Genomic DNA, 16793 nt, shown 5'->3' on the forward strand with positions numbered 1-16793 from the left:
TCAATGTCCCTGCTTCGTCCCCGCAAGATCAGCTGGCCCGGTTTCCTGGTCTTCGTCGCCGCCTCGATCTTCACCCTGTACGCGGCCTTGGCCCCCGGCGACGACACCGCCGGCCTGATCCCGTGGGACAAGGCCAAGCACTTCATCGTCTTCTACGGCCTGACCTTCCTCGCCACGGTCGCCCTGCCCAAGAGCCGGCCCTGGAAGATTGGGACCGTGCTGCTGGCCTTCGGGGTCGCCATCGAGATCCTGCAGGGCCTGCCGATCGTCGGCCGCGACGCCGACGCCTTCGACGTGGTCGCCGACACCCTAGGGGTCGGCTTCTTCTTCGGGCCGATTATCGTGACGCAGTGGCTGAATGCGCGGGATGATTAGGCTTCTTCAATCCTCCCCCGCAAAGGGGAGGATTGTGGCCCTAAAAACTATCCACCCGGACCTCCCACGGCCGGCTCATTCCCACCGCCGCGTCCAGGCCGCCCATGATCCACCGCCGGGTGTCGGCCGGGTCGATGACCGCGTCGATCTCCAGCGCCGCGGCCATGCTGGTCGCCTTGCCGGCCGCGTAGAGCCGCGCCACCAACTGATCGTAGAGCGCCTTCTGCTTCACCGGATCGGTCTCGGCCTCCAACTCCTTGCGATAACCTAGCTGCACCGCGCCCTCCAGGCCCATGCCGCCGAACTCGCCCGTCGGCCAGGCGGCGATGAAGGCCGGCGAGTGGAAGCTGCCGCCCGCCATGGCCTGGGCCCCGAGGCCATAGCCCTTGCGGGTCACCACGGTGAACAGGGGCGAGCGCAGCTTGGCGCCGGCGATGAACTGGCGGCTGACCCGGCGCACGGCGGCGGCGTCCTCGCTGGCCGGGCCGACCATGAAGCCGGGCGTGTCGCACAGGCTCACCACCGGCAGGGCGAAGGCGTCGCAGAGCTGCAGGAATCGCGCGGCCTTCTCGGCCCCCTCGCAGTCGATGGCCCCGCCCAGATGGCGCGGATCGTTGGCGATCAGGCCCATTGGCCGGCCCTCGATGCGGATCAGGCCCGTGACCATGCCGGCCGCGAAGCCGCCCCGCAGCTCCAGGAACGAATCCTCGTCGACGAGACCCTTGATCAATGCCCGCACATCATAGACCCGCAGGCGGTTCTCGGGGATGGCGCCCCGCAGGCGGCGCTGGTCGGGAACGGTCCAGGACGTCAGCGACCCCTGGAAATAGGACAGGGCCTGCTTGGCCAGCCGCGTGGCTTGGGCCTCGTCGTCGGCCAGGATGTCGATGACCCCGTTCCTCCACTGGTGGGCCGAGGGGCCGATCTCCTCGGGCCGGAACACGCCCAGCCCGCCGCCCGCGATCATCGCCGGCCCGCCCATGCCGAGATTGCTGTCGCGGGTGGCGATGATCATCTCGGAGAGACCGGCGATGGCCGCGTTGCCGGCGAAGCAGCGGCCGGCGACGATGGCGATCTTGGGGACCAGGCCCGACAGCTGGGCGAAACTCCGGAACGTCGGCACGTCCAGCCCCGCCACCGCCGTGGTGTCGGTGTCGCCCGGCCGGCCGCCGCCACCTTCCGCGAACCAGACGACCGGCAGGCGCTGGTCGGCGATCACCGCCATCAGCCGGTCGGACTTCTTGTGGTTCATCGCGCCCTGCGTACCCGCCAGCACCGTGAAGTCGTAGGCCAGGGCCGCCGTCCGCGCCTTGTCCGGCGGGAAGAGGCCGCCGTTGACGGTTCCGATCCCGGTGATCAGGCCGTCGGCCGGGGTGCTGGCGATCAGGTCGTCGGTCGAACGCCGCCGCTTCTGGGCCGCGATGGCCAAGGCGCCGTATTCCAGGAAGCTGCCGGGATCGACCAGATCGTCGATGTTCTCCCGCGCCGTGCGGTGGCCGGTCTTGCGGCGCTTGGCGACGGCGTCGGGACGGGCTTCGTCGAGGGTGAAGCGGTGGCGGGCGATGACCTCGGCCAGGTCGGGGCGGATCGCGTCGAGGTCTTCAGCGGCGGCCTCCACGGTGTCCGCGCCCTCGAGTTCGACCGGCTCCAGGAACACCAGCGGCTGGCCCTCGGCGACGTTGGCGCCGGGCGCGGCGGCGATCTTCAGCACCCGGCCACCGCGCTCGGCGTGGACCAGGTGCTCCATCTTCATCGCTTCCAGCACCGCCAGGGCCTGGCCGGGCCTGACGAGGTCGCCTTCCGCCACCGCGATCGAACCGACCGTGGCGGAGAGCGGCGCGGCGACGGCGATCGCGCCGTCGAGGGTTTCGAAGATCCGGGCGTCGCCCTCCGAAGTCGAGGGGAGGCCAGCCGCCAGCACAGCGGCGTGGTCCTCGATGAAGCGGGTGGTCGGGGCTTCCGGCGCGGCGGCCAGGATCGCCCGGACCAGCGGGGCGGTGGTCGCCACGCCGCCGATCGTGAACTCCGCCAGCGCCCGGTCCAGCCGGGCGGTGGCCTCGGTCGCGGTCCGTCCGCGGGCGATCACCTTGGCCAGCAGGCTGTCATAGGCCCCGCCGACGACGAGCCCGACCGCGCCCGCCGCGTCGATCCGCACGCCCGGACCGCCCGGCGGGCTCCAGGCGCTGATCGTCCCGCTGGACGGCTTGACCTGGCCGTCGGCGGTCAGGGTCTCGGCGTTGACCCGCGCCTGGATGGCGACGCCGGAAGCGGGCGGGGCGGCGGTCAGGCCGAGGCGCTCCAGGCTCGCGCCGGCCGCCAGGTCGAACTGCAGGCGCACCAGGTCCAGACCGGTGACCTCCTCGGTCACCGTATGCTCGACCTGCAGGCGCGGATTGACCTCCAGGAAGAAGGCCTCGCCGGTCTCGGCGTCGAGCAAGAACTCGACGGTGGCCAGGCCTTGGTAGCCGGCGCACAGCGCCTCGGCGTGGCGCCAGAGCTCGGCGCGCGCGAGGTCGGGCAGGACGGCCGGGGCGATCTCGACCAGCTTCTGGTTGCGGCGTTGCAGCGAGCAGTCGCGGTCGCCGACGGCCAGGGCGTGAATCCCGTCGCCGACGATCTGGACCTCGATGTGCCGGGCATGGGTCAGCAGCGTCTCGGCATAGAGCCCGCCGTCGCCGAACGCGGCCAAGGCCTCGCGTTCGCAGGCGGCGTAGGCGGCGTCCAGTTCGCCGGGATCCAGCACGGCCCGCATCCCGCGACCGCCGCCGCCGGCCCGCGCCTTCAGCATGATCGCCCCGTGCTCTGCCTGGAAGGCGCGCGCCGCGTCCAGGTCGAGGGCGCCCGTCCCGGGGATCAGCGGCGCGCTCCGCTCGGCCGCCAGGGCGCGGGCGGCGGCCTTGTCGCCGAAGACCTCCAGGTGCTCGGGCGAGGGGCCGATGAAGACGATCCCGGCGTCCGCGCAGGCGCGCGCCAGGGCCGGGTTCTCCGACAGGAAGCCATAGCCGGGATGCAGGGCGTCGCAGGCTTCCGCCCGCGCGGCGGCCACGATCGCGGGGATGTCCAGATAGGCCCGCGCGCCGGCCCCGCTCAGGGCGACCGCGCGGTCAGCGGCGGCCACGTGCGGGTTCCCCGCGTCGTCGGTCGCGAAGACCGCCACGCTCTCGATCCCGGCCTCCGCCGCCGCGCGGGCGATGCGGACGGCGATCTCGCCGCGATTGGCGATCAAGACGCGGGTGAAGGACATGGTGTCTCCCGTCAGGCTTCATACGGCCGTTTGACGCACCATCGCCCGTCCGCCCCAGCTCGCCAAGACTTGACTCTCCAAGTGGAGAAGATCAGAACAAAAGTGGAACATGGAGCGTGAAATGGCCGGATCGCGCGAGGCGCGTCTTGCGGCCCTCAGAGGCCGGATCGCCGCGATTGAAGCGGGGACTCGGACTCCGACTCCGGTCCTGCCGTTCGGCGATCCGGCCATCGACGGCTGCTTCCCGGGCGGCGGCCTGCCGCTGGGCGGCTGGCATGAGGTGACGGGCGCGGGGCTGGAGGACGAGACCGGCGCGGCGCCGGCGGCCTTCGTCGGCCTCTTGCTAAGACCCCTGGTAAAGACCGGAGCGGTGGTCTGGGTGGCGCGGCGTGGCGACCTGTTCGCGCCCGGTCTGGCCGGCCTCGGCTTTCCGGCCGGGCGGCTGATCCAGGTCAAAGCCCGCGACGAGGCCGAGGTGCTGTCGGTGCTGGAGGACGCTCTCTCTACTCAAGGCGTCGCCGCCGCCGTCGGCGAGGCCGAGGCGCCGGACCTGACCGCCGGCCGCCGCCTGCAGCTAGCCTGCGAGAAGCGTGGCGGCCTCGGGGTGCTGCTGCATCGAAGGCCGTATGGCGGCCGGGCGGGGAAGCCTCGGATGGTGTCCGGCTCGGCCTCGCTCAGCCGCTGGCGCATCGCCGCCGCCCCCAGCCAGCCGGACGCCGGCGAGCTGGGCCTGGGCCCGCCGCGCTGGCGGGTCGAACTGGAACGCTGCCGGGGCGGACGTCCCGGCGGCTGGATCTTGGAGCAGTCGGATGCCGCGCATCCTTTCCGTCTGGTGTCCCAACTGGCCGATCACGACCTGGCGGCGCCGGAACCCTTGCGGCGGGTCGGCTGAGGTTACTGGCCCCCTCCGCGCCTACGGCGCTCCTCCCCCGGAGGGGGAAGACGGGCGCCGCACTCCTTCTTCCCCCTCCGGGGGAGGAGGATGCGAAGCATCCGGAGGGGGCAAGCCCTCGCCCGAACCCCCCTTCGCCCTGCTGGTCTCCGACCACGGAACCCGCCGCCTCGCCGCCGTGGACGAGCGCGCCCGCGCCCTGGGCCTCTCCGCCGGCCAGAAGGCCGCCGACGCTCTGGCCCTGGTCCCGGACCTGGTCACGGCCGACCACGACCCGGCCGCTGATCGCGCGGCGCTGGAGGCGCTGAGCGACTGGTGCGTGCGGTTCTCGCCGGCCGTGGCCCTCGACGGCGACGACGGCCTGCTGCTGGACATCACCGGGACCGACCACCTGTGGGGCGGGGAGGGGGCCATGTTGGTCGACCTCGTCGCGCGGCTGGCCCGCTGGGGCGTGCCGGCCCGGGCGGCGATCGCCGATACGGCCGGGGCGGCCTGGGCCCTGGCCCGGTTCGGCGACGACCTGGCCATCGCTCCGCCCGGCGGCCAGCGCGTAGCGATCGAGGACCTGCCGGTCGCGGCCCTGCGCCTGGAGGACGCCGCCGAGGCCCAGCTGCCGCGCCTGGGCCTGCACCGGGTCGGCCAGCTCTTCGCCCTGCCGCGCGCCCAGCTGGCCAAGCGGTTCGGCCTGGCCCTGACCTTGCGGCTGGACCAGGCCCTGGGCGCGGCGGCCGAGGCCCTGACCTTCCGCCGGCCGGCGAGCCCGTGGTTCGACCGCCTGGCCTTCTTCGAGCCGATCAGCGCCCCCGAGGACCTGGCCCGCGTGGCCGGCGACGCCCTGGCTTTGATCTGCGCCCGGCTGGAGGCCGAGGGGCGCGGGGCCAAGCGGTTCGAGGTGGTGTTCCACCGCCTGGACGGCCGCGCCTATCCGGTGCGGGCGGGCCTGGCGCGGATCGGCCGCGACGCCCGGCGCCTGACCCGGCTGATCGTGCCCAAGCTGGACAAGGTTGATCCGGGCTTCGGGATCGAGGTGGTCACCGTCCACGCCGGCGGGGTCGAGGCCCTGGCGGCGGCCCAGGAGCGCCTGGACTCTGAAGCTGGAAACGACCTCGACGAGACCCTGGCCCCGCTGATCGATCGACTGGTCAACCGCCTGGGCGAGAACCGGGTCTGGCGCGCCGACCCCTATGAGAGCCACGTGCCCGAGCGCTCGGTGGTTCGCGTCGCGCCGCTGGACCCGCTGGCGGCGGCCCGCTGGGATCCCGACCGTCCGCGCCCGGTGCGGCTGTTCAAACGCCCGGAGGCGATCACCGCCCTGGCCAAGGTGCCCGATGATCCGCCGGTGCAGTTCACTTGGCGCGGCCGCTCGCACCGCGTCCGCCGCGCGGAGGGTCCTGAACGGATCGGCCAGGAATGGTGGCGCGCCGGGACGGGCGAGGGCGAGACCGGTCCGGACAAGATCCGCGATTATTACCGCGTCGAGGACGAGGCTGGCGGCCGGTTCTGGATTTATCGGCAGGGCCTGTTCGACGGCGACGAGACGCCGAAGTGGTGGATCCATGGCCTGTTTGGTTGAGGTTCAAGCTCCTCCCCCGCGCGCGGGGGAGGTGGCCCAGAGGGCCGGAGGGGCCAGCACGGCCGACTTCCAGTTAGCCCCCTCCGTCGGCTCCGCCGACACCTCCCCCGCGAACGGGGGAGGAGCTGATGACGCGCGCGCCCGCCTACGCCGAACTCCAGGCCACCACCAACTTCTCGTTCCTGCGCGGCGCGTCACACGCGGGCGAGCTGTCGCTGACGGCCGAGGCCCTGGGTCTGACGGCGGTGGGGATCACCGACCGCAACACCCTGTCCGGCGTGGTCCGGGCCTGGGCGGCGGCCGAGGCGCTGAAGGTGCGGGCCCTGACCGGCTGCCGGCTGGACTTCATGGACGGCACGCCCAGCCTGCTGTGCTACCCCACCGACCGCGAGGCGTTCGGCCGGCTGACCCGCCTTTTGACCGTCGGCCAGCGCCGGGCCGACAAGGGCGAGTGCCACCTGACCTGGCGGGACTTCCTGGACCATTCCGACGGTCAGCTCGGTCTGATCGTGCCGCCGGCCAAGCTGGACGAGGCCTTCGAGCGCGACCTGGCCCGCATGGCCGGCGACCTGCGCGGCCGGTCGTGGCTGGCGGCCAGCCGCGCCTACGCCGCCCAGGACCTGAAACGCCTGGCGCGCCTGGACGCGCTGGGCCGTGAGGCCGGCGCCCCGATCGTGGCGACCAACGACGTCCTCTATCATGGCCCCGAGCGGCGGCCGCTGCAGGACGTGATCACCTGCGTACGCGAGCACTGCTCGATCCACGAGGCCGGCTTTCGGCTGGAGGCCAACGCCGAGCGCCACCTGAAGTCGCCGTCCGAAATGGCCCGCCTGTTCGAGCGCTGGCCGCGCGCGGTCGAGCGCACGGTCGAGATCGTCGAGCGCATCGGCTTCGACCTCGGCCAGCTGAAGGAGGAATATCCCGACGAGCCGGTCCCGCCCGGCAAGACGGCCATGCAGCACTTGACCGACCTGACCTGGGCCGGGGCGGCCTGGCGTTATCCCGCCGGCGTGCCCGACAAGGTCGCCGCCCAGCTCACCGAAGAGCTGCGGCTGATCGCCAAGATGGATTACCCCAACTACTTCATCACCGTGCACGACATCGTGCGCGAAGCTCGCAGCATGGGCATCCTCTGCCAGGGGCGGGGCTCGGCGGCCAATTCCTCGGTCTGCTACTGCCTGGGCGTGACGGCGATCGACCCCACCGAGCACCGGCTGCTGTTCACCCGCTTCATCTCCGAGAACCGCGGCGAGCCGCCGGACATCGACGTCGACTTCGAGCACGAGCGGCGCGAGGAGGTGATGCAATATGTCTACAAGCGCTATGGCCGCGAGTACGCCGCCATCTGCGGGACCGTGATCCACTACCGCCCGCGCAGCGCCATCCGCGACGTCGGCAAGGCCCTGGGCCTGACCGAGGACGTCACCTCGCTGCTGGCCGGCACGGTCTGGGGCAGCTGGGGCGACGGCCTGCCCGAGGAGCACCTGAGCAACGCCGGCCTCGACCCCAAGGCGCCCGAGATCGCCCGCGCCGTCGGCCTGGCCACCGAGCTGATGGGCTTTCCCCGTCACCTGTCGCAGCACGTCGGCGGCTTCGTCCTGACCAAGCGGCGGCTGGACGAGACCGTGCCGATCGGCAACGCGGCGATGAAGGACCGCACCTTCATCGAGTGGGACAAGGACGACATCGACAGCCTGAAACTGATGAAGGTCGACGTCCTGGCCCTGGGGATGCTGACCGCCATCCAGCGGGCCATGACGATGCTGCGGAACGACCACGGCCTGGTCGAGATCCAGGACCTGGCCGACATCCCCAAGGAGGTTTCCGGCGTCTACGACATGCTGTGCGTGGCCGACAGCGTCGGGGTGTTCCAGGTCGAGAGCCGGGCCCAGATGTCGATGCTGCCGCGCCTGAGGCCGCGCAAGTTCTACGACCTGGTCATCGAGGTGGCGATCGTCCGCCCCGGCCCGATCCAGGGCGACATGGTGCATCCGTACCTGAAACGCCGCAGCGGGATCGAGCCGGTGGAATGGCCGGAGCCGTCGCCCGAGCACGGGCCGCCGGACGAGCTGAAGGAGATCCTCGGCGAAACCTACGGCGTGCCGCTGTTCCAGGAGCAGGCGATGAGCCTGGCCATCGAGGCGGCCAAGTTCACGCCGGACGAGGCCGACGGCCTGCGCAAGGCCATGGCCACCTTCCGCAACCTGGGCACGCCCGCCGAATATCGCGACAAGTTCGTCGAGGGCATGGCGCGGCGCGGCTACCAGCGCGACTTCGCCGAGCGCTGCTTCAAGCAGATCGAGGGCTTCGGCCACTACGGCTTTCCGGAGAGCCACGCGGCCAGCTTCGCCAAGCTGGTCTATGTCTCGGCCTGGATCAAATGGGCCTGGCCGGACGTGTTCTGCGCGGCCCTGATCAACTCCCAGCCGATGGGCTTCTACCAGCCGGCGCAGCTGGTCCGCGACGCGCGCGAGCACGGGGTCGAGGTGCTGGCCCCCGACATCCTGGCCAGCGGCTGGGACTGCACGCTGGAGCCGCCTGCCGCCCCCTTCATGGAGGAGAGGGCACGCCGATTCAGCCCTCGCGCCGACAAGATCGCCGACTACGGCAACCGCCCTCGCTGGAAGGCCGTCCGCCTGGGCTTTCGCCAGATCAAGGGGCTGAAGGAAAAGGCCGATATCCCGCCGCTGCTGAAGGCCCGCGAGGAAGGCGCCCGCACGCCCGCCGAGTTCGCCCAGGCCGGCGTGCCGCAACGGGCGCTGGAGCTATTGGCCGAGGCCGACGCCTTCGCCTCGGTGGGCCTGTCGCGGCGTGAGGCCCTGTGGGCGGTCAAGGGGCTGAAGGGCGAGCACAAGGCCCCGGTCCAGGCCCCGCTGCTGGCCGGCCTGCCGCTGTTCGAGGATCGTGTCGCCTTGCCGGAGATGGCCGCGACCCAGGAGGTGGCCGAGGATTACCGCACCACCAGCCTGTCGCTGAAGGCCCACCCGGTCGGCTTCTACCGGCCGATGCTGACGCGGCGCGGGGTGATCACCGCCGAGCGGCTGCTGTCGGTCAAGGACGGCCAGCGGGTCTCGGTGGCCGGCCTCGTCCTGATCCGCCAGCGGCCGGGTACGGCCAAGGGCGTGGTGTTCGTCACCCTGGAGGACGAGACCGGGGTGGCCAACGCCGTGGTCTGGAAGGACCGCTTCGAGGCCGATCGCAACGTGGTGATGACCGCCTCGTTCCTGGTCGTCCACGGCCGGGTGCAGCGGGCCGAGAACGTCATCCACATCGTCGCCGAAACCTTCACCGACCTCTCGGCCCACCTGTCGACCTTGCGCGACGAACCCGGCGCGCCGGCCCCCCGCGTGCGCCAGAAGGTCTCGGGCCGGCTGCTGCGAAGCCGGGATTTTCACTGAGGGGACGCTTTGTCCCGGCTAGCCCGGCCTTCAAGGATGACACGGACCGGGAGCTCGGCCCTCGACCTATTTCGGCGGCCAATCACCTCCGCGCGGGCTGCGGCGCTAATTGTCTGACAAAAGTCGTCTTGTGGGCGCCGCCTCGGGTGCGATAGCAAGACGCGAAAGGGGAAACGTCATGCAGCGAGGGTCGAAGTCGCCCGGCATATCCGGGCTGGTGTCCTGCGTGGCCTTGATGCTGATCCTATGCGCGGCGCCGGCATCCGCGCGGTATCGTGACGGTCCAGTAGCGAACGCGCCCAAGGACATGTCCACCGCGACCTGGACGCCGGACAACGGCGACGGCACCTTCACCAATCCTTTGTTTTACGACGAATTTTCAGATCCGGACCTGATCCGCGTCGGCGACTGGTTCTACCTGACCGGCACCACCATGCACGCCATGCCGGGACTGCCGATCCTACGCTCGAAGGACCTGGTCAATTGGGAATTCGTCGCCTACGCCCTGGACAAGCTCGACCTCGGCCCGGCCTACCGACTGGAAGACGGCCGCAACATCTACGGCCAGGGTATCTGGGCGCCGTCCTTCCGCTACCATGGCGGCAAGTTCTACATCTTCTCGAACGTCAACGGGCAGGCGACCCAGATGTTCACGGCCACCGATCCGAGAGGGCCGTGGACGCGCACGCAGATGAAGCGCAGCTTTCACGACCTGTCCGTCCTGTTCGACGACGACGGCAAGGCCTATGTCGTCTGGGATCACCAAGCGATGCACTTGGCCCAACTGACGGACGACCTAACCGACATCGTTCCGGGCACCGAACGCGTCCTGTTCGCCGCCGATGCCGGTATGGGCGAGGGGGCGCATTTCTACAAGATCGACGGCAAGTACTACATCATCAGCGCCGAATATGCCGGCGGCTTTCGCATGCCGGCGGCGCGGGCGGATCATGTGCTGGGCCCCTACGCGGTCAATCGATCGATCAGTTCGCACGAGGACTTCGGCATGGCGTCAAGCAAACGCCTGGGTACGCCCAAGCCGCCGTTCCAGTTCTGGGGGCCTGACCCCGCTGCCAAACATAGCTTGGCGATGCACCAGGGGGGCCTCGTCCGGACGCCCGAGGGCGAATGGTGGGGCTTTTCAATGATGGATTTCAATTCCGTCGGTCGCCTGCTCAGCCTGTCTCCGATCACCTGGAAGGACGGCTGGCCCTATTTCGGCCTGCCGGGCAATCTGACGCGCACGCCACGAACCTGGGTAAAGCCGAGGACCGCCACGCCGCAGCCCGTGCGCGCGCCCTTTCGGCGCAGCGATGATTTTTCCGCGCCGCGGCTCCAGCCCCTATGGCAGTGGAACCATGTCCCGGTCGACGACAAGTGGTCGTTGTCGGAACGGCCGGGCTTCCTGCGGCTTCACGCCCTGCCGGCGATCTCGTTCTACGAGGCGCGCGATACCCTGACCCAACGGGGGATCGGGCCGATGTCGACGCCGACCGTCCTGCTCGATGCATCGAACCTGAAGCCGGGCGACACAGCCGGCCTGGGGCTGCTCAACCTGCCCTACGCGACCTTGGGTGTCGAAAAGCGCGCCGACGGACTCGACGTCGTCTTCTACGACCAGCGCCCCGAAAAGACGGCGCGGGTGAAGATGACCGGGATGCGCATCTGGCTTCGGGCCGAATGCGACTTTCTCACCGAACGGGCGCGCTTCAGCTATTCGTTCGACGGCGTCACCTTCACCCCGATCGGCGACGAGGTCGCGCTGGTCTACCAGACCTTCACCTTCCAGGGCGTTCGCTACGGATTGTTCAACTACAATGCGACCGGCGCCGAGGGTGGTTTCGCCGATTTCGACAGTATCGACGTCTACCAGCCGCATACCCACGGCCTGATGCGGGCCATTCCCTATGGCCGATCGATCCGGCTGACGTCGTTTCGCGCGACGACCGGACTGGCGGCCGGCGGCGGTCCCCGCCTGGCTTCGGGCGCTCCGACGCGGTTCGAGATCGTCGACCGCCAGTTGGGCCGTGTCGCTCTGCGATCGGGCGGACGCTATGTCACGGTCGGTGGGGATGGAGGAGTGACGCTTATGGCCGGCCGGTCCAGCCCAGTGCAAAACTTCCAATGGATTGAAACGCCGACGGGGGAACTGGTGCTGATGTCATTAGCCACCAACCGCTTCCTGCGCATCGATCCGCTGACCGGGAGTATTCGGGCGGACAGTCCCGGCCCCATGCCGGACAACAGCGACGGCGCGCGCTTTATCTGGTCGCAGTAAAAAGGACGGCGCCGCCGAATCCGGAAGGCGCCGGCCGAGGCGGCGTTCGTGATTGCAACGGAAGGGTTTCTCGGCCGCTCAACCTGGATCAGACACCCACCCAAAGCAGCCCACGACAGGAGCCGCCTTCTGGAACCGCCACTTCGCGACTATGCGCCGTCACAGGGATGGGTCGCATCCGAGCTTTCCCAAGTCCGCGCCGTGCGGAGATTCTTGGCGGCGTAGACGATGCCCCGGCTGTCGTGAGCTGGACATCCAGTCGGCAAGGCGCGCACGCAGAGTCGCACTGGATCGCCGACCCGGGAAACGTCGATCGCCGGAACCTGATCGTATCCAATATTCTCGTGACCGTCGGCGAAGAGGATTTTACTGCCCGACTTCGGAACGGACCGACGGTCGCCTTCGTCGAACAAGCGGAAGGTGACCTCCCTGACGCGGGTGGAAAAGCATTGGCCCACATGTTCGGGCCTATGCGTCAACATGCTGACGACGGACGTTGGCGCGGCGGTCGCGGGCGTTTCCAGCAATCCCGCTATCGCCAGGAGAACAGGACCTGACCGACGTATCCACATGACACAGCACCTTTGGCCTGACGCCACCATGAGTTTAGTCGCGGTGATGTTTCAGCTTGATTGCGGATTTCCGCCCGACGTCCGCCTCCGCTCAACAAACTTCGGCCCGGCCCCGCCCCGGTTGTGCAGGACGTGGTCGCCGCCCTAGGCTCGCTTCCGCGGACGATGTCCCGCGCGACAAGCCTTGCGAGCGCCGACCATGATCTTCATTGCCTTGATGGCGGCGCTGCTCATGGCGCAGCCCATCAAACTGGAAAGGGGTCCGATGCCGGTCGCGCGGGCCTTCGGGCTCAAGCGAACGATGGGCGAGGCTGCGTTCGCCGCTGACGTGGACGCCGTTGTCGGCCGGCTTCAGAACGGGCGGTACCAAAGCGCCAAGACCAGCGGTCCCTGCGCGAGCCCGGCCGAGATCGCGGCGTCGGCGCAACTGGAGCTCGTCCGCCGGAGCCCTGATCCACAAGCCTATGCCAGGTCACGCGCGCTGGCGGAGGCCGCGCTGGCCCAGCGACGGGCGCTGCGGCCCCTCTATCTCGGCGGCGCGCAGGTATCGCCGCCCTATGGCCTGGTCGGCAGAATGGTCGCCCGAGCCAGGGCCGAGCCCGATGCGCGCCTGGCGGAGCTTTACCGCCGCATGGCCGAGGACCAGTTTTCCGGCATGGACAGCCTCATCTTGCGAGGGTTTTTCGGACCGGGCGTGCACACCACCTGGGAGAAGGGCCTGGACGAGGGCGCGCTCGCCTATGTGGACGCGACGATCGCGGGCGAATGGTGCCCCATGAACGTCGCCAATGCCGATTGGCTGAAAGCCGAGCTCCGAGACCACGGGTGGTTCAAGATCTCGAGCTACGGCGCCGACGCCGATGGCGCGGCCTGGCTGATCGTCCAGCACGCCCGCCATGACCTCGCCTTTCAGCAGGAGGTGGTCGCCATGCTCGAGCCGCTTTGGCAGGCCGGCGAAACGAAGGGCGCGAACTTCGCCATGCTCTACGATCAGACGGCGCACTATACGGGCCGTCCGGGCCGCTTTGGCGTCATGGGCGATTGCACGGCGCCGGGCGTCTGGACGCCGGCTCCTTTGGAAGACAAGGGCGCCGTTGACGCGTGGCGAACCAAGGCCGGCCTGCCGCCACTCGCCCAACAGATCGCGACCCGCAGCCGGGGTTGCACGGAGTAACACGGCGCCCTCCTTTGACTCCCACGTCCTCGCCTGCTACACGCCGCGCCTCGCTCCCGGACCTCGTCCTGGGGCGTGCTCGTCGTTAGGCGGGCTCAAATCCGTGGGAGGGACGCCAAGCCCGCACCACGGCTCACCAGCGGGGGCTCCGGCCCTCACGAGAGGATACTATGGCTAAGAAGATCCTGGGCTACATCAAGCTCCAGGTGAAGGCTGGCTCGGCCACGCCTTCGCCCCCCATCGGCCCGGCTCTGGGTCAACGCGGCGTCAACATCATGGGCTTCTGTAAGGAGTTCAACGCGCGCACCGAGAACGTCGAAAAGGGCACGCCCTTGCCGACCGTGATCACCGTCTACCAAGACAAGTCGTTCACCTTCGTCACCAAGACGCCGCCGGCGACGCACTTCCTGAAGCAGATCACCGGCCTGAAGTCGGGTGCGAAGCTGACCGGTCGCGAGACCGTCGGTGAAGTCACGCGCACCCAGCTGCGCGAGATCGCCGAAAAGAAGATGAAGGACCTGAACGCCAACGACATCGAGGCCGCGGCCAAGATCATCGAAGGCTCCGCCAAGGCCATGGGCCTGAAGATCGTGGAGGCCTAAGTCATGGCTAAGCAACCCAAGCGCATCCAGGCCTGGACCGGCGACCGTGAGGCCGCCCACGCCCTTCCCGACGCCATCAAGCTGGTGAAGGAAAACGCCAAGGCCAAGTTCGACGAGTCGATCGAGATCTCGGTGAACCTGGGCGTCGACCCGCGTCACGCCGACCAACAGGTCCGTGGCGTCGTGAACCTGCCGTCGGGCACCGGCCGCGACGTCCGCGTCGCCGTCTTCGCCAAGGACGCCAAGGCGGCCGAAGCCATCGCGGCGGGCGCTGAGCACGTCGGCGCCGAGGATCTGTACGAAAAGATCAACGGCGGCTTCATGGACTTCGACCGCGTCATCGCGTCGCCGGACATGATGGCCCTCGTCGGTCGTCTCGGTAAGGTGCTGGGCCCGCGCGGCCTGATGCCGAACCCGAAGGTCGGCACCGTGACCCCGAACGTCGGCCAGGCCGTCAAGGACGCCAAGGGCGGCGCCGTGGAATTCCGCGTCGAAAAGGCCGGTATCGTCCACGCCGGCATCGGCAAGGCCTCGTTCACCGAGGAAGCCCTGCTGATCAACGTCAAGGCGCTGATCGAAGCCCTGAACCGCTCGAAGCCTTCGGGCGCCAAGGGCATCTACATCAAGCGTATCGGCCTGTCCTCGACCATGGGTCCGGGCTTCAAGGTCGACACCGCCTCGGTCGGCTAAACAGCATCGAGTCTAGACTTCGGGACGGGCGCTGGAGCGATCCAGCGCCCGTCTTGCGTTTGGGCGGTGGTTTGGCGGTTCGGCTAGCCGATGCTATCTTTCGTCTAGACGGAGACGATCCATGGCCTTCCACGTCCGAGACCCCGAGACCGACGCCTTGGTTCGCGAGCTGGCTGAAAAGACCAAGCTCGGTATTACCGAGGCCGTGAAGCTGGCCGCTTCCGAGGCTCTGGCCGCTCGCGAGAGAGCGCGAGAAGAGAAGCTGGCCGCGATGCGGGCGATCTGCGCGGAAGTCGCCAGCTGGCCACGCACAGGCCTGAAAGCCGACAAGGCGTTCTTCGACGAAATGTACGAAGACTGATGTTCGTCGACGCCTCGGCCTGGACGGCCATGCTGCTGGAAGAACCAGAGGCGGAAGTCTTTCGCGTGAAACTGCTCGACGCGGTCGATGTCACGACGTCGGCGATCGCCAATTGGGAAACCGTGCGAGCCGTGACCCGAGAAGCGACGGGCGACATGCCGGCGGTCGCGCGGCGGCTCAAGGTATTGCAGGCCATGGCCAAGACGCGGGTTCTGCCGATAGGCGAGGCCGAGCAAGTCGTCGCCCTCGAAGCCCATGTCCGCTTCGGCAAGGGCGTTCATCCCGCCAGGCTGAACATGGGCGACTGCTTTGCCTATGCCTGTGCGAAGGTTCACGGCGTGCCGTTGCTCTACAAAGGCGAGCATTTCGTCATGACCGACATCGATGCGGCCTGACGTGACCGACCACGCCTTCGACGTCGCCGTGGTCGGCGGCGGGCCCGCCGGGCTGATGGCGGCCGAGACGGTGGCGCGCGCCGGCAAGTCCGTGGCTGTGTTCGAGAAGATGCCGACCTTCGGGCGCAAGTTCCTGATGGCGGGACGCGGGGGCTTGAACCTCACCCATTCTGAAGATTTCGAGCGGTTCGTCGGGCGTTATGGCGCGCGGGCTGGCGCGCTGGCGCCGATGCTGGCGGCGTTCCCCCCGAAGGATCTGGTCGCCTGGGCCGAGGGCCTGGGCCAGCCGACCTTCGTCGGGGCCAGCGGGCGGGTGTTTCCCAAGGCGATGAAGGCCTCGCCGCTGCTGCGGGCCTGGCTGGCGCGGCTGGAGGGGCTGGGCGTCCAGCTGCGTACGCGGGCCGAGTGGATGGGCTGGGGCCCCGATGGCGGCCTCCTGATCAACGGCGAGGTCGTGCGCGCCCGGGCGGTGGTTCTGGCCCTGGGCGGGGCCAGCTGGGCCAAGCTGGGCTCGGACGCGGCCTGGGTTCCGACCCTGGAAGGCGAGGGGGGCGCCGTCGCCCCGTTCCGCGCCGCCAACTGTGGCTTCGACGTCGCTTGGAGGGACCTGTTCCGCGAGCGCTTCGCCGGCGAGCCGCTGAAGAACCTGGCCCTGCGTCACGGCGAGCGGGTCGCGCGCGGCGACGCCATGGTCGCCGGCTATGGCCTGGAGGGCGGGGCGGTCTACGCCCTGGCGGCCTCCCTGCGCGACGCGGTCGAGGCGGAGGGGCGGGCGACGCTGATGATCGACCTGCGGCCGGACCTTCCTGTCGAGGTTCTGGAGCGCCGCCTGCGCGGTCCGCGTGGCGGCCAGAGCTTGGCCAACTTCCTGCGCAAGGCGGTCAAGCTGTCGCCGGTCGAGATCAATCTGCTGCGCGAGGCCCACGGCCTGGACCTGCCTTCCGAGCCGGCGGTCCTGGCGGCGGCGATCAAGGCCGCGCCGATCGTCCTGACCGGGGTTCAGCCCCTGGAGCGGGCCATTTCGGCGGCGGGCGGCGTGACGTTCGAGAGCTTGGACGGTCTTACCCTGAAGGGCCGCCCTGACGTGATCCTGGCCGGTGAGATGCTGGACTGGGAGGCCCCGACCGGCGGCTACCTGCTGCAGGCCTGTTTCGCGACCGGCGTCGCGGCGGGGAAGGTGGCTTTGGAGCGGCTGGAGCACGAAATCCCTCTCTCTTAGAAAGAGGGATTTTCGCGCCG

The 16793-nt window shown here is 69.5% G+C and carries 12 protein-coding genes; 11 read left to right on the top strand and 1 reads right to left on the bottom strand.

Translation table 11 applies throughout. The features are described from left to right. Positions 1-3: 3 nt before the first annotated feature. Positions 4-375 carry a VanZ family protein gene (locus ASC70_RS03765; protein WP_056046593.1) on the top strand — a complete coding sequence of 124 codons (372 nt, stop codon included), beginning with the start codon at positions 4-6 and terminating at the stop codon, positions 373-375. 40 nt (positions 376-415) lie between these two features. Here ASC70_RS03765 and ASC70_RS03770 read toward each other — a convergent pair whose 3' ends face one another. Then, complete coding sequence (locus ASC70_RS03770) at positions 416-3619, bottom strand: carboxyl transferase domain-containing protein (RefSeq protein WP_056046594.1); 3204 nt, start codon at positions 3617-3619, stop codon at positions 416-418. 109 nt (positions 3620-3728) lie between these two features. Here ASC70_RS03770 and ASC70_RS03775 point away from each other — a divergent pair, with 109 nt between their 5' ends. The 10 genes from ASC70_RS03775 (at position 3729) to ASC70_RS03820 (ending at position 16773) form a co-directional block, all read left to right on the top strand. Continuing rightward, positions 3729-4511 (top strand): ImuA family protein, encoded by a 783-nt coding sequence (locus tag ASC70_RS03775; RefSeq protein WP_082539561.1) that lies wholly within the window; start codon positions 3729-3731, stop codon positions 4509-4511. Then, positions 4429-6084, top strand: a complete 1656-nt coding sequence (locus ASC70_RS03780) for a DNA polymerase Y family protein (protein ID WP_235519228.1) — start codon at positions 4429-4431, stop codon at positions 6082-6084. Before ASC70_RS03775 ends, ASC70_RS03780 begins: the two co-directional genes overlap by 83 nt. A gap of 128 nt (positions 6085-6212) precedes the next feature. Continuing rightward, complete coding sequence (locus ASC70_RS03785) at positions 6213-9482, top strand: error-prone DNA polymerase (protein WP_056046598.1); 3270 nt, start codon at positions 6213-6215, stop codon at positions 9480-9482. Positions 9483-9717: 235 nt separating this feature from the next. After that, on the top strand, positions 9718-11760 hold the full coding sequence (locus ASC70_RS03790; protein WP_235519239.1) for a family 43 glycosylhydrolase: 2043 nt from the start codon (positions 9718-9720) through the stop codon (positions 11758-11760). 771 nt (positions 11761-12531) lie between these two features. Continuing rightward, entirely contained in the window at positions 12532-13506 is a 975-nt protein-coding gene (locus tag ASC70_RS03795; RefSeq protein ID WP_056046602.1) for a DUF6624 domain-containing protein, read from the top strand. 170 nt (positions 13507-13676) lie between these two features. After that, the gene (gene rplK, locus ASC70_RS03800; protein ID WP_056046604.1) at positions 13677-14108 is read left to right on the top strand and encodes a 50S ribosomal protein L11; all 432 of its coding nucleotides are present in this window, start codon (positions 13677-13679) and stop codon (positions 14106-14108) included. A gap of 3 nt (positions 14109-14111) precedes the next feature. Next, positions 14112-14798, top strand: coding sequence for a 50S ribosomal protein L1 (rplA, locus tag ASC70_RS03805; RefSeq protein WP_047403709.1), 687 nt, complete (start codon positions 14112-14114; stop codon positions 14796-14798). A gap of 121 nt (positions 14799-14919) precedes the next feature. Then, positions 14920-15159 (top strand): type II toxin-antitoxin system VapB family antitoxin, encoded by a 240-nt coding sequence (locus ASC70_RS03810; protein ID WP_047403711.1) that lies wholly within the window; start codon positions 14920-14922, stop codon positions 15157-15159. Next, positions 15159-15554, top strand: coding sequence for a type II toxin-antitoxin system VapC family toxin (locus tag ASC70_RS03815; protein WP_056046606.1), 396 nt, complete (start codon positions 15159-15161; stop codon positions 15552-15554). Before ASC70_RS03810 ends, ASC70_RS03815 begins: the two co-directional genes overlap by 1 nt. Beyond that, a complete protein-coding gene (locus tag ASC70_RS03820; RefSeq protein ID WP_056046608.1) occupies positions 15544-16773 on the top strand; it encodes a TIGR03862 family flavoprotein in 1230 nt (409 codons plus the stop codon). The genes ASC70_RS03815 and ASC70_RS03820 overlap by 11 nt, the downstream gene beginning before the upstream one ends. The last annotated feature ends 20 nt before the right edge of the window (positions 16774-16793 follow it).

The organism is Caulobacter sp. Root343 (assembly GCF_001425745.1).
Lineage (GTDB): Bacteria > Pseudomonadota > Alphaproteobacteria > Caulobacterales > Caulobacteraceae > Caulobacter.